The following is a 24,385-nucleotide window of genomic DNA, read 5'->3' on the forward strand; positions in this document are numbered from 1 at the left end:
CATGGCGCGCGGCGAAACCTATCAGGCGCGTCATGCTCCGAACCTTGCAGCGTAAGTTGCGCAGAAGACGAGACACTGAAGCAGAAATCAGATCGAGCCGATCGATCGGCTCCATGAGGTTGTGAGAGCGACGCGATGTGATGGCGAGACCGGTCAGGCCGGGAACAGGGACAACCCATGCGATGTCGGAGGCATCATAGCCTGCAAAGCAGATTGGGACCCAGTTCGCCGACCCCATCAGGGCCAGCAGTCTCGAATGGCTGCATCAACAGGCCGCACAGAAGACTGCACCCGACCAACGCGCCATAATGTCGAATTACCTCTTGCATCGCGGGAGCCATCCACAGAGGACATCTGGCAAGGGGATCGCTCGGGGGTGTGGCGCTCGCAGCCTGCTCGCTGGACGGCCAAGGCGATCGGCGCTACCTTCTAGAATGAAGATGCCAGGCAACCCTTGAGGGAGATGCGGCAATGACACTGCGCGGCGATGCCATGAAAGACGCCATTGGCCAGACGCGGGCGAAATGGGGATGGTTCGTCGCGCTTGGCGTGCTGCTGCTTATCTTCGGCGGCATCGCCTTCGGCAATCTGTTCATCGCAACCGTCGCCTCCGTCTTTGTCGTGGGCTGGCTGATGCTGATGGCCGGCGTTGTCGAGATCATCCATGCCTTCGGTGTGAAGACATGGGGCCGCTTCTTCTATTGGCTGCTCAGCGGCCTTCTCTACGCCGTCGCCGGCTTCTTTGCCTTCGGCAATCCGGTCCTCGCCTCGACGGTGCTGACCTTCCTCCTGGCGGTCGCGCTCCTTGCTTCAGGCGTGCTCAGGGCCTGGGTCGGCTACAGCCACCGGCCGCAGCCGGGCTGGGGCTGGGTCGTCGCGGCCGGCGTCATCAGCGCGCTGGCGGGACTGGTCATCGCAATGGGCTGGCCGGTCAACAGCGTGTGGGTGCTCGGCCTGTTCCTGGCCGTCGACCTGATTTTCCAGGGCTGGACCTTCATTGCCGTCGGCTTGGCGCTGAAGAAATAAATTCTGGTTTGAGCATGATCTTTTCCGAAAACCGGTTCCCACTTTTCGGGACCATGCTCTAAAAAGCTATGGCAGCGTCGAGCCCGGAAAGCGGCCTGACGCCGGCGAGCAGTGCCTTCGCCTCTGCCTCGTCGCGCTTCATCTGGGCGACCAGCGCGTCAAGCCCGTCGAACTTCACCTCCGAACGCAGGTAGCCGAAGAAGGACACGGCACAAATCTCGCCATAGAGGTCGCCGGAAAAGTCGAAGACGAAGGTCTCCAGCAGCGGCGCGCCATTGTCGTCGACCGTCGGCCGGCGGCCGAAGCTGGCGACGCCATCATGAAGCGAGCCGTCGGCGCGGCGGAAGCGGACAGCATAAATTCCTTCCTTCAGAGTAGCTTCCGGCGAAAGTCTCATGTTTGCAGTCGGAAAGCCGAGCGTCCGGCCGAGTTGCTGGCCGCCGATCACCTCGGCCTCGACGGTGAAGCGGTAGCCGAGCAGGCCGGCGGCCTCGACCACATTGCCTTCGCACAGCAGCGCGCGAATGCGGCTCGATGACACCACCTCGGCGCTTTCGTCGCGAAAGGCATCGACCAGCGTGACGCCGAAGCCGTGGCGCTCGCCGGCCGCCATCAGATAGGCCGGGCCGCCTTGGCGGTCCTTGCCGAAATGGAAATCGAAGCCGGTGACTGCGTGACTTATGCCGAGGTTGCGCTCCAGCACGCCGGTGACGAAAGCCTCCGCCGACAAGGAGGCGAACTCGCGTGTGAACGGCTGCTCGACCAGTGCCGCAAAACCCAGATGCGACAACAGCCGTGCTTTCATCGGCGGCGGCGTCAGCACGAACAGCGGCATGTCCGGCCTGAAAACTTTTCGCGGATGCGGCACGAAGGTCAGCACCAGGGCAGGTACGCCGCGACGCTCCGCTTCGGCGCGCGCGCGTTCGAGCACCGCCTGGTGGCCGCGGTGGACGCCGTCGAAATTGCCGATCGCCACCACGCCGCCGCGCAGATGGGCCGGCAGCGGCGCGGTTGCGGAAATGCGTTCGGACATTGCCGTCATGGCTTGAACCTATTGCAGTCTGGGAATGACCGCGACCGGCCTGTAGCCGTATTTTTCGAGAAAGGCCGCGAGCCTGGCCGGATCCGGCTGCAGCGCTTCACCGTAATCGCGGGCATGGATGCCGCCCGATACGTAAAGCACGTCGAAGCCATTGTCGGCCGCGCCCTTGATATCGGTCATCATGCCGTCGCCGATGGCCAGAACTTGCGAACGCTCGACCGGGCGGCCGAGAATGTCGGCGATCTCTTTCATGGCGACGTCATAGACCGGTGCGTAAGGTTTCCCGGCGATCAGCGTGCGCCCGCCAAGCTGTGCGTAGTCGCGGGCCAATGCCCCCGCGCACCAGATCATGCGCTCGCCGCGCTCGACCATGATGTCGGGATTGGCGCAGATGAAGGGCAGATTCCTTGCACGCAGCCGCCGCAGAAGATCGGCATAATCTTCCGGTTTCTCCACCTCGTCGTCGAATAGGCCGGTGCAGACCACACCGGACGCTTCGAACTCCTCGACGAGTTCGACGTCGAGACCGTCATAGAGTGTGAAATCCCGATCGGCACCGATATGGAAGATCTTTCGCGGCCCTTCGACGATCAGGTCGCGCGTTACGTCGCCGGAAGTGACGACACGATCGTAGGCGGCGGGAGGAACACCGATGGCGTTCATCTGCGTCACCACGTCGGCGCTGCGGCGCGGCGAATTGGTGATCAGCACGACAGGTATTTTCGCCGCGCGAGCAGCGATCAGCGCGGCAGCCGCCGCAGGGAAATGCCATTCGCCATTGTGCACCACGCCCCAGACATCGCACAGGATGGCTGAATAGGCTCCCGACAGATCTGCGAGCGAACCGATGATGTCGGGCGAATCCGCCATGCCGTTGTCCTGTATCGTGATGCTTGCAAGCGTCGCGGCCGACGGTCCGCCGCGACCGGTTCGGATTAACCGAAGCGTTTCACCCTGTCACCAGCTTTCGTTGCGTCAAGATTGTCGCTCGGTAGTGCCGGCGAGGTCGTGATGGCGAAAAGCTTTTCTTTTTCAGCGCCGTGTCCCCCTTTTAAGGAGCTTTGCCGCAGAGAACGCGTAGCAGCATTGCCGATGGCGGACGCATGGTTAACGAGGTTTGAAAACCCGTACCGATCTTGAACGATCTGGAAGCGTGACCCGTCTGTTCATGAATACCAGCACCGATATCGGCAAGACCACCTATTCCGGTGCCAACTACACGGCAACACTCGACGAGCAAATGAAAACGCTCTGCGCCAATGCAAAGAATTCGAACATTCTCGTGATGACGGTCGCGCTCGACCTGTCGACCACCGATACCGGCGACAAGAAGGCGATCGATGCGCTGAAGGCGTGTTCCTCGGATTCGCGCTTCCGCAAGGATCCGACCGACCCGAGCAAGCCGGCCAAGCTGTTCTGGAATGCGACCGGCGCGACGCTGTCCTACAATTTCAAGGAAATCGTCAACGAATTGTCGAACCTGCGCATCGTCGGCTGAAGGCGACGGGATCGGTAACTTAAGCAGAGGGGGCGCGCGAAGAATCGCTAACAGCGGCGCTGGCGCAAAGGCTCCTGCCCTCATGCTCTTGCGGGTGATGAAGGCCTGTGGTGACTGTCCTCACCGCCATCCGGAGATGCGCTCTTGCCCGAACCCGCCAACCATCTCGCCTTTGCGCTGGTCTGCCTCGGCATGGTGCTGACGCCTGGCCCGAACATGATCTATCTGATCTCGCGCTCGCTGTCGCAAGGGCCGAAGGCCGGGCTGATCTCTCTGGGTGGCGTGGCGCTCGGCTTTTTATTCTATGTGCTGTCGGCGGCGTTCGGCATCACCGCGCTGCTGCTCGCCGTGCCCTTCGCCTATGATGTGCTGCGCCTTGCCGGCGCGCTCTATTTGCTGTGGCTCGCCTGGCAAGCGGTGAAGCCCGGTGGGCGCTCGCCCTTCCTTATCCGCGAACTGCCGAGGGACAGGCCGCGCAAGCTGTTCGCCATGGGCCTGATGACCAACCTGCTCAACCCGAAGGTGGCCGTGCTCTATCTGTCGCTGCTGCCGCAGTTCATCAGCCCCGGCAAGGGCCACGTCCTGTCGCAGCTTCTGGTGCTCGGTGCCACCCAGGTGGCGATCAGCCTGACCGTCAACGCGATCATCGCGGTGACGGCCGGCTCCATCGCCGTCTTCCTCGCCGGGCGGCCGTTATGGCTGGTGATCCAGCGCTGGATGATGGGCACGGTGCTGACGGCGCTGGCCATCAAGATGGCAACTGACGCGCAACGCTGATCGGTCCTACATCGGCCGCCTGACCTGCTCGGCCCGCTCCGGTTCGACCACCCTGCGGTAGAGATGCCAAGTCGCGTGGCCAAGGACGGGCATGACGACGGCAAGCCCGGCAAACAGCGGGATCGAGCCGAGGACCAGGAGCACGGCGACCATCAGGCCCCACAGCGCCATCTGCAGCGGATTGGTCATAACTGCCCGCGCAGACGTCTCGACTGCAGAGACGGCGCCGACGTCGCGGTCGAGCAGCAGCGGAAAGGCGACGACAGTCGTCGCCAGCACGATCGCGGCGAAGACGAACCCAGCCGCGTTGCCGAGCAGGATCAGCGTCCAGCCCTTGCTGGTCGTCAGCACCTCGCGAATAAAGCCAACGATAGAGGCCGGAGGCTGATTGCCGTACAGGCTGGTGTAGATCGATTGCGCGGTAAACAGCCAGAGCAGGAACAGTACCAGCAGCATGATGCCGATGACCGCAATCGCGGGCAGCGCCGGCGAGTGGCGCACGTCGAGCGCATGCCACCAGGACGTATCCATGCCGGACTCGCGCCGGCGGCTGATTTCGTAAAGGCCAATTGCGGCGAACGGGCCGACCAAAGCAAAGCCGGACATCAGGGGGTAGATGAGCTGGATGGCGTTCGAGCCCGACGTCCACTCCGTCAGGATCAGGCCGACCACCGGATAGATCAGGCACAGGAACACATAATGCGACGGCTTGGCCCAGAAATCCTCTACGCCGAGACGGAGCGCATCGATCAGATCCGCGGTGCTGATGCGGCGCACCGTCGGCTGTACATGCGTTCCACGCGCATCCGCCATGACATGAAAGCCGGCCATAACCTTTCTCCCGTGTGTCGGGGCGGTCATCGCCAGGATGGCCGCCCGCAGCTGCCACTTCAAGAACGACCGTATGATAGCCGATCTCGGCGCGCTTGTCGCCACCGCCCGGCGCCGGGGCGCCGGGGCGGAACGAACAGGACGAGATTAGGTCGCGAAGCGATCGATCACCTCGGCCAGCGGAACGTGACCGAGGCAAGCGCCTGAGCCGGCGGGCTTTTCGCCAGCCTCGACAGCGAGCGCATATCGCACGGCCGGATCTGCTTCGATGCGGCAGCGCAGCGCCGCCAGCTTGGGATAGGCGGCCCCATCGACCGCCTGGTGGAACTCCGCCCAGCGCGCCACGCCGATCAGCGTGGTATCCGCCAGTGTCAGCCGATCGCCGACCAGAAAGTCAGTGTCGAGGATCATCGCCTCAAGCTGGTCATGGCGTTGGGTAACGACCTTGCGGCCAAAGTCACGCAAGGTCGCCAGCAGCACCGGTTCGGCCGATTCCATTTCAAGTGCGGCCCAGAGCGGACTGAAAGCAGCGGTGAAACCGGTGTTCACGAAAGCCATCAGCTGGTGCATCCGGTCGGCTTCCGGCGAGCGAGGCTCGAAGCTGATACGACGTTGGGTATCGCGGACTTCGAGCCACGCGGCAATCGCCATGGTCTCGGTGAGCACCCTGCCTTCGTCGGTGATCAACACCGGCGTTTCCTGACGGCCGTTGATGCTGGCATAGGCATCGTTCTTCATGTCGGCCAGCATGTCGACACGACACAGGCGATAGGGCTGTCCAACGCGTTCAAAGGCAGCGACGAGCCCCATCGAACTTCCCGCCGGGAAGCCATAAAGGAGAATAGGTTCCATTTTCTTTGTCTCTTCCATGATTTAGGGATCACGCTGCGCAGCGAAACTTGACCCTAAACACCGGGCGGCCCATGTAAATTACGCACTATTCTGTAACCAGGTTCCCGCCATGAAAGATGTCGTCTCACGCTGCCCGATCGAAGAGACCATGCGTGTGCTCAGCGGTCGCTGGCCACCTTGCTGCTCTACTATCTCAAGGACGGCACCAAGCGGTTCAGCGACCTGAGGCGTGACAACCCGACAGTGTCGCACCGCATCCTGGCGCTCGAACTGCGCAAGCTGGAGGAAGCAGGGATCGTTCGGCGAACGGCGCGTTCGGGCTATCCGCTGCATGTGGACTACGACCTCACGGAGCCCGGTCTCAAGCTTGTGCCGCTCATCGACGCGCTTGGCGCCTGGTGGGAACATACCGAACAAGATCGGGCCGCCCCGGCGTCGTCGACCCCCAAAATCCGATCTCGGCAAGGCGGCCTAAGACGACAATCCGCAGATTGTGCGAGCGATATTCTCACTCGCCCGGCAAAAGCCATGATCACCGCTATGTCAGGCGGGCATGACCGCTGCGAAAATCGAAAATTATGAAGGCCGATCAAGCCTGAACAGGCGCGTACTGCTCAGGGCTGCCGGCCTTGGCGCACTGGCCGGGCTCGCTGCTTGCGTCACCGTGCTGCCCACCGGCGAAGGCACCGGGGTCTCTTCCGCGGCCACGGGCATTCTGGCCGGCATCCGTGCCTCGGCGGGTCTCGGGCCGCTTGTCCCCGATGCACAGCTCGAACGGGCGGCGCTGCAGCAGGCCGGCTACATGGCGCGCGGCGGCCGCATGAACCACACCACCGGCTGGGGCAAGGACTTTGCCTCGCGCGTCAAAAACAATGGCATTGCCGGCGCTGCCGCCGAAAACATCGCCGAAGGCCGCTTCGACCAGCAGAAGCTGTTCGACGTCTGGATGCATTCGGCGCCCCACCGCGGCAACATGCTCGACCCACGTTTTGCCCGCTTCGGCCTCGCCTATGTGCGCGATGGCCGCGACAGCACGCTCCGCTACTGGTGCCTTGTGCTCGGTAGATAAGCTTCCGCCATTTGGTCGGCGGAAGCCTGCCGGATGACCGACCCGTCAGTCTTTGCGGCCGCCGAGCAATTCCTCGATGTCCTGCGCGCAAACCGGTTTGCTGAAATGATAGCCCTGCATTTCGTCGCAATTGTTCCTGCGCAGGAAGGCTACCTGATCGTCTGTCTCAACGCCCTCGGCGATGACCCTCAGGTTGAGATTTTGACCCAATGAAATCACGGCGCTGGCAACAGCCTGGTCGTTCTCGTCGGCGGCCAGATCCGTGATGAAGGACTTATCGATCTTCAGCCGCGCCACTGGAAATGTCTTAAGCGCACTCAGGCTGGAATAGCCTGTGCCGAAATCATCGATCGAGATCTGGACGCCCAGGCTCTGCAGTGCGTTCATCGTCGCGACAGCCAGGTCGATGTCCTGCATGATGAGGCTTTCGGTCACCTCAAGTTCCAGGTATCTGGCCTCCAGGCTGCTGTCCTTCAGCGCGTTTATGACGCGATCGATCAGGTTCCGTTCCCTGAATTGCCGTGCTGAGACATTCACGCAAACGGTCATTGGCGGCAGGCCGGCATCTTGCCAGGCCTTGTTTTGCCGGCAGGCCTCATGCAGAACCCAGTCGCCGATCGGTACAATCAGACCTGTCTCCTCGGCGGTCGGGATGAACATCATCGGCATTATCGTGCCCAAGGTCGGATGGTTCCAGCGTATCAATGCCTCGACCGCAAAAACCCGACCTGACCGAAGGTCCACTTGCGGTTGGTAGAGCAGAGTGAATTCCGAACGCTCCAAGGCGTTTCGCAGCTCTTCCTGAAGCACGAATTTCTCATGCGCCCTGGTGTTGAACTCCGGAGTGTAAAATTGGAAATTGTCGCGACCGGACTCCTTGGCGCGATACATGGCCGCATCTGCGTTTGCCAGCAGCACATCGGGAGCCGCCCCATCCTTGGGATAGCTGGCAATGCCGATGCTGGCTGTCGCCCGCACAAGATGGCCTCCAAGCTGAACCGGCTCTGCGATCGCCGCTCGGATTTTTTGCAAGGTCTCGGAGACGAGATCGACATTCGTCGGCTGGTCGAACAGCACGATGACAAATTCGTCGCCGCCAAGCCGCACGACGGTATCGGTTGCCCTTACGCACTCGACCATGCGACTTGCGACGATCTTCAGGAGCTCGTCTCCGGCATTGTGGCCGAGCGTGTCATTGACGAATTTGAAATTGTCCAGATCGATGAACACCACCGTCACCCAGCGATCGTATCGCTGAGCGTACAAGACCGCCTGGGAAAGCCGATCCTCTAGCAAGGCGCGATTGGGAAGCCCGGTCAGCACGTCATGGTTGGCCATGAAGTGGATCCGGTCTTCAGCCTGTTTGCGTTCGATGGCAATTCCGGCGATGCGCGTCGTGAAGTCGATGAGGCGAGTCTCGGCCTCTGTCGGTTCGCGCACCGTCATCGAATACATCGCAAAGACGCCGAGCACGGCGCCCTGATGCGACAGGATCGGCGTCGACCAGCATGAACGCAAACCATGGCGCTGGGCGAGATCACGATAGTCGTCCCAAAGCGGGTCCTGCATGATGTCGGCGACAATGACCGGCTCGCGCCGATAGACCGCGGTTCCGCAAGACCCTGCCTTGGGGCCGACCACGGCGCCATCGACGGCGTTGGTGTAGTCTTTTGCCAGACTCGGCGCGGCGGCGTGGCGCAAGTGGCTGCCATCCTTGTCGAGTAGCAAGACCGAACCGGATATCCCCGCCAGCTGGGACTCGACCAGATGCATGAGCCGCTCGAGCACGTCTTCAAGTGGGGCGCTCTTTGCGATCATCTCCAGGATATGCGCCTGCCCGTCGCGAAGGATTTCGGCCTGCTTGCGCGCAGTGATGTCGCGGGCAATGCCGACGAGGCCGAAAATGTTGTTTTGAACGTTGCGCAACGGCAGCTTCGTCGACAGGAACCATTTGCCGGTGCCTGACGCATCGATGACGAACTCCTCCTCGTCGATCATCGGTTGTCCGTCGCGCATCAGTTTCTGCTCAATGAGACGAAATTTCTGCGCAAGATCCGGAGCATGAAGGTCGAAATCGGTCAGACCGATCATGTCGCTCGTCCTGTCCTGACCGCTGTCGGACGCAATGGCCCGGTTGGCGACGACGAAGCGGCTTTCGGTGTCCTTCACCCACATGTAGTCAGGTACCAGGTCGATCAGCGTCTGCAACGAGATGCGCTCGTCGATGATCAGGCGATTGGCGCTGAGTTCGCTGATGTCCTCATGCGTGGCCACCCAGCCCCCGTCAGGCATTGGCTGGTGGCAGACCTGAATTGTCCGGCCATCGGCGAGCTCGGCTGACCAGTTTCCCGAAGCCGCGCCTGAATTGACTGCCCGCGCCAAGGCCAGATAGGCGTCTGCGTTCGTCGGCGACGTCCCGACAGCAACGCGACGCTCGACAATTTCGCGCAGCGCCAGGCCCGGCTGCAATTGCTCCGGCGCAAGCCGATAGATTTCCGCATAGCGTCGGTTGCACAGGATCAGCCGTTCATCGGCGTCAAAAAAGCAGATGCCCTGCGAGATGTTCTCGATCGCGGTCTGGAACCGCAGTGCCTGGTCCTCGAGTGCTGCAATCGTGGCGCGCAGCTCGCGTTCGAGGGCTTCGTACGAGGCAGTCGCCAGTTTTGCCAGCGTCGTTAGATTGGCGGATTCGGGTGCTTCGGCGGGTTGCCTGGATGATTTCGTGGCCAAACACAGTTCCTCCCTGCTGATGTTTGAGGCAAGCAGAGAGGCTCGCCTTCAACCCAAAAGCGACTGCATATTGGTCTGGATATACTAATGGTAGATGAACCGGTTCGACGCCGGCGCGAACGGCATGGACAGCTGAGGCTTAGAGCAGATTTCGCCTGCCGGAAGCGGCGCAGCGTACCTCTCGATCGTCATTCAGGCCGCCGCACATTCGCAGCCTAGTCCATATGCGCCGCGGGCGCCCCACCGGCGGCAGGACCGGCCTTTGGTTTGCGCAGCAGGAAAACGAACGGGACGGCGAGCAGCGTCATCATCATCAGCAGCTTGAAGTCATTGACGTAAGAGATCATCATCGCTTGGATATTGACCATGCCATCCATCAGGGAAAGCGCCGTCGGGTCGCCGCCCGCCGCTGCCGGCGACGCCCCCCAGAGGTTGGGATTGAACGGATTGATATAGGCCGAGAGTTCAGCGTGATTGATCTGCGTGTTGCGTACCAGCAAAACCGTCACCACCGATACGCCGATCGACGACCCAAGATTGCGCACCAGGCTGAATAACGCCGTGGCATCGGTGCGGAAGCGTGCGTCGAGCGTGGCGAAGGCCACGGTGGACAGCGGCACGAACACCATTCCCATTCCAAGGCCCTGGATGACGCCGGAGCTGAGGATAAGCCAGTTGTCCATCTGCGGCGAAAAGCTGGACATGGTGTAGAGCGATTGCGCGGTCAGCAGGAAGCCGATGACGACGAGGATTCTGGCATCGATCCTGTGCATGATCCGCCCGACGAACAGCATCGCAATCATCGTGCCGACACCGCGTGGCCCTAAGACGATGCCGATGGTGAGGGTCGGATAGCCGAAGATGGTCGACAGCATTGGTGGCAGCAGCGCCATGCTCGCCAAAATGAGCACGCCCATGACAAAGATGAACGCCAGCCCGGTCACGAAATTGCGATCGAGGAAGATCTTCGGGTCGATGAAGGGGTGCTCCGCCGTCAGGGTGTGAATGATGAATACCCAGAAGCCGGTGATGGAAAGACCAAGCTCGATCCATATCTCGATCGAGGAAAACCAGTCGACCTCGCCGCCGCGATCGAGCATCAGCTGCAGCGCGCCGACGCCAAGCGAGAGCATGGTGAAGCCGAAGAAATCGAAGCTGCGCACCCGCCGGGCAACACTGGGAAGATATGCGGCCATGCCGAGGAAAGCGATGATACCGACCGGCAGGTTGATGAAGAACACCCAGCGCCAGTTGAAATTCTCGGTCAGCCAGCCACCCAGCGTCGGGCCAAGGATCGGTCCCAGCATGATGCCGGCGCCCCAGATGGCCATGGCCTGGCCGTGGCGTTCCTTGGGATTGATGTCGAGCAGGAAGGTCTGCGACAGAGGCACGATGGCCGCGCCGAACACGCCTTGCATCAGCCGGAAGAAAACGATGGTCTCCAGGCTCCAGGCGATGCCGCACAGCATGGAGAAGACGGTGAAGCCGACCACCGCCGTCAGGAACAGCTCCTTGCGACCGAAGCGGTCGGCCAGCCAGCCGGTCACCGGCGTCATGATCGCGGCGGCAACGATGTAGGAGGTCAACACCCAGTTGATGTTGTCGGGGGAGGCGCCGAGATCGCCGGTCATGGTCGGCAGCGCGACGTTGGCGATCGTGGTGTCGAGCGCCTGCATAATCGTCGCCAGCATGAGCGCAACGGTGATCAGGCCGCGGTGCGGTAATTCGCGAAAGGGTTCTGGGCTGCTCATGATGTAAAACTTCCAGCAGGTAACAAAAACGTGTACATTAGGTTTCCGGGCGGCGAGGCCCTCGCTGTGGAGACCCTCATCGCGGTGGGACGCGGCCATCGATGTGGGGGTTACATCGACTGAGCGTCTCGACATACGGGCGCCTGCCGCCCGGAAACCTGAGGACCGAAGATCCTGCGCAGAGTTGTCTGGTTTAAGCAGGCCGCAGCGCAGCCCGTCTACGCATTCAACTCTTCCTGCGCTTCCCTCGGACCAATCCTGTCACCTGCATCCAGCTCGCTATGCGGCCGCTGTTCTAGTTGGCCTCTTTACTTGGCCTCGCCTGCGGTGGCGTGGCCGAAAATGCTCGGCAGCCCGCGGGAGACGCCGGTGTCCACCGTGACGGTCGCGCTCATGCCGGTGCGCAGCGCCATTTTGGCGTCGGCGTCGGTCAACTCCAGGCGAACCGGAATGCGCTGCGTGACCTTGACCCAGTTGCCGGTGGCGTTCTGCGCGGGCAGCAGCGAGAACTCGGCCCCGGTACCGGCGCCGATCGCCTTGACAATGGCTTCGAACGTCTTGCCCGGATAGGTGTCGACCACGATTTCGGCCTTCTGGCCCGGCTTCATGTTGGTGAGCTGGGTTTCCTTGAAATTGGCGTCGACCCAGGTGTCGCCGGTCTCGACCAGCGAGAACAGCGGCGTGCCCGAACCGACATACTGGCCGACCTTGAACGAAGCGGCCTGGCTGATGATGCCGCCGGCAGGCGCCTTGACCGTGGTCTGGACCAGATCGTAGGCCGCCTTGTCGCGTGCAGCGAGCGCCGCCATCACCGTCGGATGCTTGTCGGTCTCGATGTCGGGATTGCCGCCAAGTGCCGCCTTGGCACTGACGATCCCTTGCTGGGCCACGGCCAGCTGCTGCTTGGCCTTGTCGAGGTCGTTCTTGGCCTCATCCAGCGACGACTTGGCGTTGATGCCCTTGCGGGCAAGGTCGGCGGCGCGGTCATATTGCGACTGCGCGTACTGGACCTGGCTTTCGTCGGATCTCTCTTGCGACACAGCCTGGCTGTAAGCGGCACGCAGCTGCTCGACATTGAGGCGCGCGCCGGCCACCGCCGCGTCGGCCTGGGCCAGTGCGATCCGATAAGGTTCGGGGTCGATGGCGAACAGCTCGTCGCCCTGCTTGACCAGCTGGTTGTCGGCAATGTCGACCCGAACGATGCGGCCTGCCGTGTCCGAAGCGATCGACACCTTGGCCTGCTCGAGATTGGCGTTCTCGGTCTCCTGATAGCGGCCGCCGGTCACCCAGACATAGCTGCCGCCGGCGATCAACGCCGCGGGCAGCGCGACCATCAAAAGGAAACGGCCGGCGCGGCGCTTCTTCTTTGGTGCCACCGGTGCGGGCTGCACCTGCGGGGCAATGGTTACCGGCGCCGGCTGCGCGGGAGCTTCCATCTCCAGCTTGGTCGCATCTTGGTTTATCTTGGCTACCGCGTTCATGCTGCTGCGCCTTCTGTATTCTTCACTTTTTCCAAGGACGACGTCTCGCCGTCCGCTAGATTCTGCACGATCGTATCCAGCGCCCTGACCAGGACACGGCGATCTTCCGGCGAAACACCGACAAGCGATTCCTCATAGACTTCGCCGGCGAGACTCTTGACGTGGGCATAGGCCGCGCTCGCCTTGGCGGTCGGGAAGATCATGCGGACGCGCCGGTCGGTTGCGTCGGAACGGCGCTCGATCCAGCCGCCCTCCTCCATGCGATCGACAAGGCGCGAAACGCTGATCGGCTCGATTTCGAGCAGTTCGGCGAGCCGCGCTTGCGCGACACCCTCTTCCTTGGCGACGCGGACCAGAAGCCGCCATTGCGCCGAGGAAAGGCCGAAGCCGCTGGCGCGCGCCTCGAAGCGCTTGCGCATCAGGCGCTGCACGTCGTGAATCAAGAAGCCCAATCTGTCGATGCCGTCGGAAACCATGAGCGACATATATAATGAGCGTGCTTATGATTCAAGAAGCCGCTTTGGACCAGACGCCGGCAAACGTGCATGGCAGCCATGCAATGAGCTTATGGTTAGCAATTTGTTACGCCAGGTCCCTGGTGATGAGGATGGCGGGAAATCGGCGTTGCTTAGGCCATCGATCTCATCCAGGCAAAAAAGGCTTCGATATGCGCTTGTCGAGGGTGGTTGGCTACGCAGGCAAGATAAAAGCCGTAGCCTGGGAGAGAGAGATCATGTGCCTTGACCAGCCTGCCAGCTTCGAGTTCGCCACTGACGACCACGTCGCTGCAGATAGCGATGCCTTGGCCTGCCGCGACCGCGTCGATCGCATGCAGCTCTTCGCGGAAGCTTAAGTCCCATGCCTCGTTGGCATCGGGGATGCCGGGATCGACCGAGCGCGCGATCGCCAGCCATCGCTGCCAGGTCGGCGCTTCGGGGTCGCGGTTCGTCCAATCGAAATGGATGAGCGGGTATTGCAGCAGATCGGCGGCGCGCTCGATCTGTCGGTCGCCTCCTGCCAACAGCTCCGGGCTGCATACCGGAAAAAATGCGTCCCGAAAAATTTCCTGGGCGGGAACGTCCCGCGGCATCCTGCGCGCATAGCGGATCGCGACATCGGCGTCACCGGCTCGCAGGTCCAGAACGGCGTCTGTCCCGATAATCTCCAATGGAATGTTCGGATGCTTTTCCCGCCACTTCGACAGGCGCGGAACCAGCCATCGGCTGGCAAATGCATTTGGGCTCGTCACGCGCAGCGGGCGTTGGCCAACACCGGCCGAAGCTGATGCAATTGCCGCGGCGAAAGCGTCGAAGCCGCTACAAACGACCGGGAATAGCCGTTCGCCCACGCCCGTGAGCACGAGCGGCCGTGGGCGCCGCCGGAAAAGCAGTTGCCCACAGACCTCCTCCAGCAATCGAATCTGGTGGCTGATGGCCGTGGGTGTCACTCCGAGTTCCGTCGCGGCCTTTCTGAAGCTCATCAGCCTGGCAGCGGCTTCGAACGCACGAAGCGACCCGAGCGGCGGAAGTTTTCTCATCCAGGCAGTTTAGATGAATTTAGCTCATCCAGCGACTGAGATATTCGATTTTGCAGCGAATGACGGTGCATGAGATCATCATGGTAGACACATGACAATGAACGAAAGCTGCTTGTCCAACCGTGCCGGATCACGAAGGGTATCCCTCGATGAGCATGTTCAAGCTTATAGACGGTTCCGAGCCGGCGTTGCAGGCGTCAGATATCGCGCGGCTCAGGCAGGCAATTCGCGGCGATCTGATCCTTCCGGACGACCCTGGCTATGACCAGGCACGCAGAGTTTGGAATGGAATGGTCGATAAGAGGCCGGCGGCGGTCTTCTATTGCGCGGAATCCAGCGATGTCGTCACGGCCGTCAACTTTGCCCGATCGCAAGGCTTCCTTGTCGCCGTCCGCGGCGGTGGCCATAACGTCGCCGGCAGCTCGGTATGCGGCGGCGGCGTGGTGATCGATGTGTCACGCATGAAGCGGATCGAAGTCGACCCGGTCCGCCGTGTTGCGCGCGCAGAGGCCGGCTTGAACCTGGGCGAGTTCGACGCAGCCACACAGGCCCATGGTCTAGCGACGACCATGGGTGTCAACGCGGATACCGGCATAGCCGGACTGACACTCGGCGGCGGGTTCGGCAAACTTGGCCGCAAACATGGACTGAGCTGCGATAATCTTGTCGCCATCGAAATCGTGACGGCGGACGGCCGGTTACTCAAGGCAAGCGCGGCCGAAAATACGGATCTGTTCTGGGGCATTCGGGGTGGCGGCGGCAATTTCGGGGTCGTCACGAGCTTCGAATATACGCTTCATCCCGTGGGTCCGCTGCTCATCGCGGGGTCGGTGCTATACCGCTACGACGAGGCACGTAAAGCGATGCGGTTCTACCGTGCGTACTCGAGCAGCGCCCCGGATGAGCTGAGCCTGGATGCAGCACTTGTGACGGCGCCCTCGGGCGAACGCTTCTTCAGCATCTCGGCGTGTTACATCGGCCCACTCGACGAGGGCGAGCAAATCGTCCAGCCATTGAGAGAGTATGGCACGCCGGTTGAGCGCCGGATTGCTCCTGTGCAGTATCTTCAAATCCAATCGGCGGGGGACAGCCTCTTTCCGCGCGGGCGGCGCTACTACTGGAAGGCGCAGTTCATGCGCGAAATTACAGACCAGGCGATCGATACGATGCTTGCGGCTTACATGACTGCACCCCGCGAATCGCTTCTGGTCCTGCAGCAGGTTGGCGGCGCCATCTCGCGAGTACCGATGGACGAAACGCCCTATGCCAACAGGGATGCGCTTTATGATTGCTTCCCGATATCGATCTGGGACAATCCGGCTGATGACGAAACGCACATCCGATGGGCGCGCGACCTGTGGGATGCGATGAGACCTTTCTCGACCGGCGGCGTCTACGCCAATAATCTCGGCGAGGAAGGCACGGACCGGGTTCTGGCAGCTTACGGCGAAAACTACCCGAGGTTGGCCGCACTAAAAAACAAATATGATCCCACCAATTTCTTCCGCTTGAACCAGAACATCAGGCCAACCACCTAAGCGATTTCCGCCGCGGCCGGCGCAGGCCGATGCTCGAAATGCTGCGGCGCTGCTACAGCTCCAGGTTCCAGTTCTGGCCGACCAGATCCTTGCCGAAGGAATGGTGGCGCTCCTCGTCGGCCAGCTTGAACCCGGCCGCCTCATAGATGCGGCGCGCTGAGGTGAGCACGTCGTTGGTCCACAGCGTCAGTGTCCTGTAACCCTTGGCGCGGCAAAAGCCGACACATTCCTCGACCAACCGCTTGCCGATGCCGAGCCCGCGCGCCGAAGGCTCGACATAGAGCAGGCGCAACTTCGCCACCTCGTCCGACTGGTGCACGACGAACACCGAGCCGACGACCTCGCCTTCCCGCTCGACGATCCAGCTGCGTTCCCATTTCGGATCGAAGGATTTGACGAATGCGCCGAGGATTTCGGCGACCAGCGCCTCATAGCTCTCGTCCCAGCCATATTCCTGCGCGTAGAGCAGGCCCTGCCGATGGATGATCCAGCCGATGTCGCCGACCTGCAGAGGCCGCAGCATATAGGGAATTTTGGGCTCGGCGCTTCCGCCCAGCAGGCGCTGCACCGTCTGCATGGCCTTGACCAGCCTGTCCTGTTCGGGGACCGAAAGCCGGTCGAGCAAAGCTGTGACCTGATCGTGCGAGCCCTGGTTCAGCGGCGCGAAGGCCTGCTGCCCGGCCTGGGTCAGCGCGATCGACGAGCGCCGCGCATCTGCCTCGATCGTGGCGCGCTCGACCAGATCACGCCCCTCGAACTTCTTCAGCAGCCGGCTGAGATAACCGGCATCGAGGCCGAGATCGCGCGCAAGATCGGTGGCGGTCAGGCCATCGCGATGCGCCAGTTCATAGAGCACCCGCGCTTCGGTCAGCGAGAAGGTGCTTTTCAGCAGCCCTTCGTCGAGCAACCCGATCTGGCGGGTATAGAAGCGGTTGAAGGCCCGCACCGCGTCGATCCGCTCCTTGCCTGGGTGATGATGAATCGTCATGGCATCCTCCTGCCGGCAAGATCAGCCATTTAGTTGACTTAGTCAAGTATATGTTTGAAGCAATTGTCCTGGTGATGCTCACTGGGCGCCTTGACTCGCGTGAGCCACCAGCCTATTTCAGCGCCACGTTAGCACTCCCCCAAGATGAGTGCTAACTACATGTCCGGCGCCGCCGGACGGAGGAACTGTTCTCACCATTCTCATCGAGGAATAAAAAATGGCAAAGTCGAAGTTCCGCCCGCTTCATGACCGCGTGGTCGTACGCCGGGTTGAATCCGAATCCAAGACCGCGGGCGGGATCATCATCCCCGATACGGCTAAGGAAAAGCCGCAGGAAGGCGAGATCATCGCCGTCGGTTCCGGCGCCCGTGACGAAGCCGGCAAGCTCGTCCCGCTGGACGTCAAGGCCGGCGACCGCATCCTGTTCGGCAAGTGGTCGGGCACCGAAGTCAAGCTCAATGGCGAAGACCTTCTGATCATGAAGGAATCCGACATCATGGGCATCATCGGCTGAATACCGGCCTCACCCTCAACTGAATTTTCGGGCTCAATCCAAGCCCCTGCCAGGAGCTAAAAATGGCTGCCAAAGACGTAAAATTCTCCCGTGACGCTCGTGAGCGCATGCTGCGCGGCGTCAACATCCTCGCCGACGCGGTGAAGGTCACACTCGGCCCCAAGGGCCGCAACGTCGTCATCGACAAGTCCTTCGGCGCGCCGCGCATTACCAAGGACGGCGTCACCGTCGCCAAGGAAATCGAGCTTGAAGACAAGTTCGAGAACATGGGCGCGCAGATGGTCCGCGAAGTGGCGTCGAAGACCAACGACATCGCCGGCGACGGCACCACGACCGCGACCGTTCTGGCGCAGTCGATCGTCCAGGAAGGCCACAAGGCGGTTGCCGCCGGCATGAACCCGATGGACCTCAAGCGCGGCATCGACCTCGCCGTCGCCGACGTCGTCGCAACGCTGATCAAGAACGCCAAGAAGATCAAGACCTCGGAAGAGGTTGCCCAGGTCGGCACCATCGCCGGCAATGGCGATGTTTCGGTCGGCTCGATGATCGCGGAAGCGATGCAGAAGGTCGGCAATGAGGGCGTCATCACGGTTGAGGAAGCCAAGACCGCCGAGACCGAGCTCGAAGTCGTCGAAGGCATGCAGTTCGACCGCGGCTATCTCTCGCCCTACTTCGTCACCAACGCCGAGAAGATGGTTGCGGATCTGGAAGACGCTTACATCCTTCTCCACGAGAAGAAGCTCTCCAACCTGCAGGCCATGCTGCCGATCCTCGAGGCTGTCGTGCAGACCTCGAAGCCGCTGGTCATCATCTCGGAAGACGTCGAAGGCGAGGCCCTGGCCACGCTGGTCGTCAACAAGCTGCGTGGCGGCCTGAAGATCGCCGCCGTCAAGGCGCCGGGCTTCGGCGATCGCCGCAAGGCCATGCTGGAAGACATCGCCATCCTCACCGGTGGCCAGGTCATTTCCGAAGACCTCGGCATCAAGCTCGAGAATGTCGGCCTCAACATGCTCGGCCGCGCCAAGAAGGTGTCGATCTCCAAGGAGAACACCACCATCGTCGACGGCGCCGGCAAGAAGGCCGAGATCCAGGGCCGCGTTGCCCAGATCAAGCAGCAGATCGAGGAGACCACCTCGGACTACGACAAGGAGAAGCTGCAGGAACGTCTCGCCAAGCTGGCGGGCGGCGTTGCCGTGATCCGCGTCGGCGGTGCGACCGAAGTGGAAGTCAAGGAAAAGAAGGACCGCGTCGATGACGCCCTCAACGCGACCCGTGCGGCCGTCGAAGAAGGCATCGTTCCCGGCGGCGGCGTCGCATTGCTGCGCGCTTCGCTGAGCATCAAGGCTGTCGGCGCCAACTCCGACCAGACCGCAGGCATCAGCATCGTGCGTCGCGCGCTGCAGGCTCCGGCCCGCCAGATCGCGGCCAACGCCGGTGCGGAAGCATCTATCGTCGCCGGCAAGATCCTCGAGAACAAGGGCGCGACCTTCGGCTACAACGCCCAGACCGGCGAATATGGCGACATGATCGCCATGGGTATCGTCGATCCGGTCAAGGTTGTGCGTACGGCTCTGCAGGACGCGGCCTCGGTCGCCGGCCTGCTCGTCACCACCGAAGCCATGATCGCGGAGGCTCCGAAGAAGGAGTCGGCTGGCGGCGGCATGCCTGGCGGCATGGGCGGCGGCGGCATGGGCGGCATGGGTGGTATGGATTTCTAATCCAACCCATCAGCCTTGAGATACAGAAAGGGCGCCGAAAGGCGCCCTTTTTGTTTGCTTTGTTTAGCGGGTTGCCCGCTCAGACGGCGGCGTCAATACGCCGCGAGGGCGAGAGCTTTGCCGGCAATGCACCTTCAATCACCGCGGCGACTTCGTCGGCCACCGCCAGCACCGGGGCGCGGTCGCGGGTGGCGCGTGCGATCACCATCAGCCCTTCCAGTGATGATTCGACCAGCAGCGCCAGCGCATGCGCGCGGCGCTCGGGCACCCCTGCCCTGACGAAGGCCGCCCTGAGCAAGCCTATCCATTGCTCGAAAGCCGAGCGGCACAATTCGGCCAGCTCCGGCATGTCAGTCGGCGAGTCCAGCACCACGGGCGCGATCGGGCAGCCGAGCGTGAACTGGTTGTCCTCCAGCATGCGGGCGATCGACTGGTAAATGTGGTGGACGGCGACTGCCGGATCCTTTTCGGCAGCGAGCGCGGCGCCAAGCCTCTGCGTCACCTCGTCGACGCTGTCGCGCGTCACCTCGATGACCAGCTGATCCTTGCCGCCCGGAAAGTGGAAGTAGAGCGAGCCTCTCGGTGCGCCTGAGGCACTCAATATGTCGTTGAGCGACGTGCCGTGGTAGCCGCGCTGCCTCAGCAGCAGCGCCGTCGTTTCGAGTATGCGGATGCGGGTGTCGTTCGCCATGTCAACCTCTGTCAGGAGTGAGCATTATAGGCCTTGCCTCGAATATGACAACCGGTCTATCTACTATGTAGATTAGTCTACATAGTACGAGAGGCAAATGCGCAGTTATCGTCTTGAAGGAACCGGCGTGACCAAGTGCCTGGTGATGCGCGACGGGACGCCGCCGACGCCGAAGCCGCACGAGATCGTCGTGCGCGTCCGCGCCACCTCGCTCAATCGTCGCGATACGATGATCCTCTACGGCACCTATCCGCTGACGCCGCGCCAAGGCGTCGTCCCGCTGAGTGATGGTGCCGGTGAAGTCGTTGCCGTCGGCGATTCTGTCACCCGCTTTGCCGTAGGCGACCGCATCACCGGCAGCTATATCGCGCGCTGGATCGACGGCCGCATCAATGCCGGGCTGATCGACCAGCTTGGCTGCACGCTGGACGGGATGCTGACCGAATACGCGATGCTCGACGAGCAATGGGCGGTGCGGCTTCCCGATCATCTCGACTGGCATCAAGCAGCAACGCTGACCTGCGCCGGCCTGACCGCCTGGAATGCGGTGACGGGGGCCGAGATGCCGAAGCCAGGCCAATGGGTTCTGGTCATCGGCTCGGGCGGCGTCGCGCTGTTTTGCACTGCAATTCGCCAAGCTGCTCGGCTGCCGTGTTGTGGCGGTTACCTCGCGCAGCGAGAAGGTGGACCGGCTGCGGGCGCTGGGCACCGACCTCGTCGTCTCCACCGCCGACACGCCGGAATGGGGTGCGGCGGTGCGCGAGCAAACCGGTGGCATCGACCTCGTCATCGAGACCGGCGGCCCGCCGACTTTCGCGCAATCGATGATCGCCTGCGCGCTTTACGGGCGCATCGTGCTTCTCACCATACAGGACGCGAAAGGCGGGACGGTGCAAATTCCCGGCCCCGTCTACCAGCGCAGCCTCGCCACCATCAGCCGCCTCTTCGTCGGCAATCGCACCGGCCTCGAAGCCATGCTGCGCGCCATCTCGGTGCATCGCCTTAAGCCTGTCATCGACAAGGTGTTCGCCTTCGACGAGGCCAAAGACGCCTACCGCTATTTCCAGCAAGGCGACGTCTTCGGGAAAGTGGTCGTCGACGGCGCCTGACTAATCGACCCCCCTCAAACCAATGGAGAGAGATGCAATGACCATTCGTGAAGCAGAAGCCCAATGGCAGGGACCGTTGAAAGAAGGTTCGGGCCGGCTGAAGCTCGGCAGCGGCGTCTTCGAAGGCGCCTACTCCTTCCCGTCGCGTTTCGAGAACGGTCCCGGCACCAACCCCGAGGAACGGATTGCGGCAGCGCATGCCGGCTGCTTCTCGATGGCGCTGAGCGCCATACTGGGCAGAGACGGCCATGTTCCGGTGTGGATCCGCACCCTCGCCAAGGTGCATCTCGGCACCAGCGCGGCTGGACCGACGCTGACCCGCATCGACCTCGAAACTGAAGCCGAGATTCCAGGGCTGGAGTCCGAGGAATTCCAGCGCCTTGCCCAATCCGCCAAGACGACATGCCTTGTCTCGCGCGCTTTGGCCGGCGTGGCTGAGATCACGCTCAACGCGGAGCTGATCGCGGCCGCTGCGGAAAAATGAAATCGAGATACTGAAATGAAACAGGACAGCATCATCGTCGTCCATCCAGACGATCAATCCAGACAGACGGCCGAGATCATGCGACGCTTCAACGACGTGTTCCAGCTTCATGATCCGTCGGCACTCCCGGGCCTGGTGGCCGAGGACTGCGTCATCGAAAACACGACGCCGGCACCGGATGGCGCCCGTCATATCGGCCGTGATGCCTGCATCAGGCTATGGTCGGCGATCGCGACCGAACCCGGCACACGCTTCGACCTCGAGGAAACTTACGTGGCCGGCGAACGGGCAACGATCCGCTGGCGCTACTGGCGCGCCGACGGTAACTCCATCCGTGGCGTCAATCTGATGCGCGTAGCGGACGGGCAGATCGTCGAGGCAATGGGCTACGTGAAGGGATAAGGCTGCCTACCGGTCCGCCAGCGCCAGTTTGGCGCCGAGCATGACAAAGGCGCCGGCGAAGGTGCGACGCATCCAGGTCAGCACCTTTGGCCGCGACACGACATGGCTGCGGATCGACGCCGCGAAAATGCCGTAGCCGACAAAGACCACGAAGGTGAGCAGCATGAAGACGCTGCTGAGCTCCAGCATCTTCGACAACGCATGCGGTTCGGTGGTGCTGACGAATTGCGGCAGGAAGGCAAAGAAGAAGATCGACAGCTTCGGATTGAGGATGTTGATGAGGATCCCCGAGGTGATCACCTTGCCGGCCGAGCGCGGCGCGACATTTTCGTCGACGCTCAGGCCGCCCTTCTCCCTCAGCGTGTTCCAGGCCATGTAGAGCAGGTAGGCGACACCGAGATATTTCAGCGTCTCGAAGGCGACCGCGCTGGTGTGCAGCAGCGCCGCGAGGCCGGTGATGGCGGCCGCCATGTGCGGAATGATGCCGAGCGTGCAGCCGAAAGCGGCAATGACGCTGGCGCGCGCACCACGCGACAGACCGGCGCTCAGCGTATAGAGAACGCCGGTGCCGGGCGAAGCCACGACAATCAGCGACGTCAACAAGAATTCGAGGCTCACAGATGGTCTCCCGGTGCTGGCCCTGCCGCTGGCAGCGTAACCAGCGAAATGCTTGGGGACAAGCCAGCCTGAGAGCAGGTAATGTCTCATTTCGAAATTTTCGCCCACAACCGAGGCTGCACCTTCCAGCAGCGCGAGTTGGCTCCTTACGCTGCCGTCTATCCGCATTCAGATCATGCTATTGGCATGCAGCTTGCTATCCGCAATGGGCTGCCGAACTTCCCAGTGTTCGATGAGCTTGCTGTCCTTCAGCCTGAAAATGTCGACGATGGCCAAGCCCTCCTCTTCGGGTTCGCGTTTTGCGTGCATGTGCACGATGACGAAATCCCCTTCAGCAAAAATCCGCTTCACCTCTCCTCTCACGAGGGGAAATGACTGTTTGAGCTGATGCAGATAGGCTTTGAAACCGTCCGCACCATCCGCAATGTTCGGATTGTGTTGGATGTAGCGTTCGCCAAAATGCATCGAAGCAGCTTCGATGTTCCCTTGGTTTACTGCTTTGTCGATGAAGTCCAGGACGATCATCTTGTTGGTCTCCAGCGAATTATGAATCTTGGCTGGAAATGGATTTGATGGTTCACGCATGTTTTGCTCCTTCAGGTGCCTGCTTCTGCCTGTTGTGGACAGGAGCGTCCGCACGCCGACATTGCCAACATAATCTGTCGCGCTTGTGAGATGGTCGATACGCTATTCCGCTGGATTCTTATCCAATCGTCTAATATCGTCGCCTGATGCATTATCGGAGGATGTGTTCTCGTGGACGTCTTGTCCGAAGTTCTTGCTTCGCTGAGATTTGGCAGCGCCATGATCGGCAGCGCGATCCTACATCGGCCGTGGGGTATTTCAGTCGATCCGACAAGGAATGCCGCCATCCACGTCATACAGAACGGCGAATGCTGGTTGCGGCTGACTGGTCAAAAGGAGCCGATCCGCTTAGGCGAGGGAGACGTCATCCTTGTCGCGAGCGGAGTCGGACATACTCTTTGTAATCCGGCGGATGCACCGACGGCATCCATATCTGCCGTCCTTTCCGCAAATCGGAGCGGACCGGAACCGAAAAGCGAGGGCGGCGCGACAACTCTTCTTTGTGCGAGATATTCACTCGACGGCGTGGGGCCATATCCGATGGTTTCGCTGCTTCCTCCGCTGATTCATTTGACCCGAAATCAGATAGACACCAGCGAGCCGCTGCGGCTTGTCCTGAAACTTCTGCAGGTCGAAGCGAAAGACAATCTCGGCGGCCACGATATTGTCGCCCCACGCCTTCTCGATAGCACGTTGATCTTCTTGCTGCGTGCCTGGATAGAACATCAGCCTCTCGGAACAGGGGGATGGTTTGGGGCCTTACGCGATAAAGGCATTGCGCAAGCTTTGCGCCTAATCCACGAGCGGCCGGGTAATCCCTGGACCATCGCTTCCCTTGCCAGCGGCGCGGCACAGTCCCGGGCCACTTTCGCGCGTCGCTTCACCCAACTTATAGGACAGCCGCCGCTGTCCTATGTGACTCGATGGCGGATGAACCTTGCCGCCAAGGCTCTGCGCGAAACGAACCAGAACATTGGCGAGATCGGGCGCGCCGTCGGATATGAATCGGTGCCGTCGTTCTCGCAGGCATTCAAACGGTTGACCGGACGATCGCCTGGCCTCTACCGCAGCGATCATCTGACTGAGAATGTCCGCTCTTTGGCACAAGGTGGAAATTCAAACTGAGACGCCAGCCCGAGGGCCG

At 61.7% G+C, this 24,385-nt stretch carries 24 protein-coding genes and 3 pseudogenes; 13 read left to right on the forward strand and 14 right to left on the reverse strand.

The features are described from left to right. On the reverse strand, window positions 1-238 hold a 238-nt coding region (locus tag NKI85_RS26195), incomplete at its 3' end, for a hypothetical protein (protein WP_352778778.1). 233 nt (window positions 239-471) lie between these two features. On the opposite strand from NKI85_RS26195, the gene NKI85_RS26200 reads away from it, so the two are divergent. Next, the gene (locus NKI85_RS26200; RefSeq protein ID WP_352778780.1) at window positions 472-1,026 is read left to right on the forward strand and encodes an HdeD family acid-resistance protein; all 555 of its coding nucleotides are present in this window, start codon (window positions 472-474) and stop codon (window positions 1,024-1,026) included. A gap of 58 nt (window positions 1,027-1,084) precedes the next feature. Here NKI85_RS26200 and NKI85_RS26205 read toward each other — a convergent pair whose 3' ends face one another. Next, window positions 1,085-2,068 (reverse strand): bifunctional riboflavin kinase/FAD synthetase, encoded by a 984-nt coding sequence (locus tag NKI85_RS26205; RefSeq protein WP_352778782.1) that lies wholly within the window; start codon window positions 2,066-2,068, stop codon window positions 1,085-1,087. A gap of 9 nt (window positions 2,069-2,077) precedes the next feature. Beyond that, a complete protein-coding gene (locus NKI85_RS26210; protein WP_352532051.1) occupies window positions 2,078-2,938 on the reverse strand; it encodes a TIGR01459 family HAD-type hydrolase in 861 nt (286 codons plus the stop codon). 280 nt (window positions 2,939-3,218) lie between these two features. Here NKI85_RS26210 and NKI85_RS26215 point away from each other — a divergent pair. Together NKI85_RS26215 and NKI85_RS26220 are read left to right on the forward strand one after the other, a co-directional pair. After that, a pseudogene (locus NKI85_RS26215) lies at window positions 3,219-3,566 on the forward strand (hypothetical protein); the annotation flags it as partial. A gap of 144 nt (window positions 3,567-3,710) precedes the next feature. After that, window positions 3,711-4,343: a LysE family translocator gene (locus tag NKI85_RS26220; protein ID WP_352532049.1), complete on the forward strand. Its 633-nt coding sequence runs from the start codon at window positions 3,711-3,713 to the stop codon at window positions 4,341-4,343. A 6-nt stretch (window positions 4,344-4,349) separates the two neighbouring features. Here the strand turns inward: NKI85_RS26220 and NKI85_RS26225 are convergent, their stop codons facing one another. Both NKI85_RS26225 and NKI85_RS26230 read right to left on the reverse strand, forming a co-directional pair. After that, on the reverse strand, window positions 4,350-5,174 hold the full coding sequence (locus tag NKI85_RS26225) for a DUF2189 domain-containing protein (RefSeq protein ID WP_352532047.1): 825 nt from the start codon (window positions 5,172-5,174) through the stop codon (window positions 4,350-4,352). A 147-nt stretch (window positions 5,175-5,321) separates the two neighbouring features. Then, entirely contained in the window at window positions 5,322-6,026 is a 705-nt protein-coding gene (locus NKI85_RS26230) for a glutathione S-transferase family protein (RefSeq protein ID WP_352532045.1), read from the reverse strand. A 109-nt stretch (window positions 6,027-6,135) separates the two neighbouring features. On the opposite strand from NKI85_RS26230, the pseudogene NKI85_RS26235 reads away from it, so the two are divergent. Further along, window positions 6,136-6,455, forward strand: a pseudogene (locus NKI85_RS26235) (winged helix-turn-helix transcriptional regulator); the annotation flags it as partial. Between the two features lie 124 nt (window positions 6,456-6,579). Then, window positions 6,580-7,095 carry a CAP domain-containing protein gene (locus NKI85_RS26240; RefSeq protein WP_352532043.1) on the forward strand — a complete coding sequence of 172 codons (516 nt, stop codon included), beginning with the start codon at window positions 6,580-6,582 and terminating at the stop codon, window positions 7,093-7,095. Window positions 7,096-7,140: 45 nt separating this feature from the next. On the opposite strand, the gene NKI85_RS26245 is transcribed toward NKI85_RS26240, so the two are convergent. From NKI85_RS26245 to NKI85_RS26265, 5 genes are all read right to left on the reverse strand, one after another. After that, window positions 7,141-9,825 (reverse strand): EAL domain-containing protein, encoded by a 2,685-nt coding sequence (locus NKI85_RS26245; protein WP_352532042.1) that lies wholly within the window; start codon window positions 9,823-9,825, stop codon window positions 7,141-7,143. A 215-nt stretch (window positions 9,826-10,040) separates the two neighbouring features. Next, window positions 10,041-11,576, reverse strand: coding sequence for a DHA2 family efflux MFS transporter permease subunit (locus NKI85_RS26250; RefSeq protein WP_352532040.1), 1,536 nt, complete (start codon window positions 11,574-11,576; stop codon window positions 10,041-10,043). A gap of 308 nt (window positions 11,577-11,884) precedes the next feature. After that, window positions 11,885-13,057 carry an HlyD family secretion protein gene (locus tag NKI85_RS26255; protein WP_352532038.1) on the reverse strand — a complete coding sequence of 391 codons (1,173 nt, stop codon included), beginning with the start codon at window positions 13,055-13,057 and terminating at the stop codon, window positions 11,885-11,887. Beyond that, window positions 13,054-13,533: a MarR family winged helix-turn-helix transcriptional regulator gene (locus NKI85_RS26260; protein ID WP_352532059.1), complete on the reverse strand. Its 480-nt coding sequence runs from the start codon at window positions 13,531-13,533 to the stop codon at window positions 13,054-13,056. Before NKI85_RS26260 ends, NKI85_RS26255 begins: the two co-directional genes overlap by 4 nt. 152 nt (window positions 13,534-13,685) lie before the next feature. After that, window positions 13,686-14,594, reverse strand: a complete 909-nt coding sequence (locus tag NKI85_RS26265; RefSeq protein WP_502896129.1) for a LysR substrate-binding domain-containing protein — start codon at window positions 14,592-14,594, stop codon at window positions 13,686-13,688. 149 nt (window positions 14,595-14,743) lie between these two features. Here NKI85_RS26265 and NKI85_RS26275 point away from each other — a divergent pair, with 149 nt between their 5' ends. Further along, window positions 14,744-16,132 carry an FAD-binding oxidoreductase gene (locus NKI85_RS26275; protein ID WP_352778787.1) on the forward strand — a complete coding sequence of 463 codons (1,389 nt, stop codon included), beginning with the start codon at window positions 14,744-14,746 and terminating at the stop codon, window positions 16,130-16,132. A gap of 52 nt (window positions 16,133-16,184) precedes the next feature. Here NKI85_RS26275 and NKI85_RS26280 read toward each other — a convergent pair whose 3' ends face one another. Next, window positions 16,185-17,120: a bifunctional helix-turn-helix transcriptional regulator/GNAT family N-acetyltransferase gene (locus NKI85_RS26280; RefSeq protein WP_352532034.1), complete on the reverse strand. Its 936-nt coding sequence runs from the start codon at window positions 17,118-17,120 to the stop codon at window positions 16,185-16,187. Window positions 17,121-17,337: 217 nt separating this feature from the next. On the opposite strand from NKI85_RS26280, the gene groES reads away from it, so the two are divergent. Both groES and groL read left to right on the forward strand, forming a co-directional pair. Then, a complete protein-coding gene (gene groES / locus NKI85_RS26285; RefSeq protein WP_006203049.1) occupies window positions 17,338-17,634 on the forward strand; it encodes a co-chaperone GroES in 297 nt (98 codons plus the stop codon). A gap of 62 nt (window positions 17,635-17,696) precedes the next feature. Next, a complete protein-coding gene (gene groL, locus NKI85_RS26290) occupies window positions 17,697-19,352 on the forward strand; it encodes a chaperonin GroEL (protein WP_352778790.1) in 1,656 nt (551 codons plus the stop codon). Window positions 19,353-19,431: 79 nt separating this feature from the next. On the opposite strand, the gene NKI85_RS26295 is transcribed toward groL, so the two are convergent. Further along, window positions 19,432-20,043, reverse strand: a complete 612-nt coding sequence (locus tag NKI85_RS26295) for a TetR/AcrR family transcriptional regulator (protein WP_352529410.1) — start codon at window positions 20,041-20,043, stop codon at window positions 19,432-19,434. A gap of 229 nt (window positions 20,044-20,272) precedes the next feature. Between NKI85_RS26295 and NKI85_RS26300 the strand changes: the two are divergent. The 4 genes and pseudogenes from NKI85_RS26300 to NKI85_RS26315 all read left to right on the forward strand — a co-directional run. Then, window positions 20,273-20,470 (forward strand): annotated as a pseudogene (locus tag NKI85_RS26300) (alcohol dehydrogenase catalytic domain-containing protein); the annotation flags it as partial. Window positions 20,471-20,699: 229 nt separating this feature from the next. Further along, window positions 20,700-21,152 carry a zinc-binding dehydrogenase gene (locus NKI85_RS26305; RefSeq protein WP_352529408.1) on the forward strand — a complete coding sequence of 151 codons (453 nt, stop codon included), beginning with the start codon at window positions 20,700-20,702 and terminating at the stop codon, window positions 21,150-21,152. A gap of 37 nt (window positions 21,153-21,189) precedes the next feature. Then, window positions 21,190-21,636: an OsmC family protein gene (locus NKI85_RS26310; RefSeq protein WP_352529406.1), complete on the forward strand. Its 447-nt coding sequence runs from the start codon at window positions 21,190-21,192 to the stop codon at window positions 21,634-21,636. A 15-nt stretch (window positions 21,637-21,651) separates the two neighbouring features. Continuing rightward, window positions 21,652-22,038 (forward strand): nuclear transport factor 2 family protein, encoded by a 387-nt coding sequence (locus NKI85_RS26315; RefSeq protein WP_352529404.1) that lies wholly within the window; start codon window positions 21,652-21,654, stop codon window positions 22,036-22,038. Window positions 22,039-22,044: 6 nt separating this feature from the next. Here the strand turns inward: NKI85_RS26315 and NKI85_RS26320 are convergent, their stop codons facing one another. Then, entirely contained in the window at window positions 22,045-22,656 is a 612-nt protein-coding gene (locus tag NKI85_RS26320) for a LysE family translocator (RefSeq protein ID WP_352529402.1), read from the reverse strand. 168 nt (window positions 22,657-22,824) lie between these two features. Further along, window positions 22,825-23,241 carry a nuclear transport factor 2 family protein gene (locus NKI85_RS26325; RefSeq protein ID WP_352529400.1) on the reverse strand — a complete coding sequence of 139 codons (417 nt, stop codon included), beginning with the start codon at window positions 23,239-23,241 and terminating at the stop codon, window positions 22,825-22,827. 171 nt (window positions 23,242-23,412) lie between these two features. Here NKI85_RS26325 and NKI85_RS26330 point away from each other — a divergent pair, with 171 nt between their 5' ends. After that, a complete protein-coding gene (locus tag NKI85_RS26330) occupies window positions 23,413-24,366 on the forward strand; it encodes an AraC family transcriptional regulator (RefSeq protein ID WP_352529398.1) in 954 nt (317 codons plus the stop codon). Window positions 24,367-24,385: the final 19 nt, after the last annotated feature.

It is taken from the genome of Mesorhizobium sp. M0571, from assembly GCF_040320985.1.
In the GTDB taxonomy this organism is placed as follows: Bacteria; Pseudomonadota; Alphaproteobacteria; order Rhizobiales; family Rhizobiaceae; genus Mesorhizobium.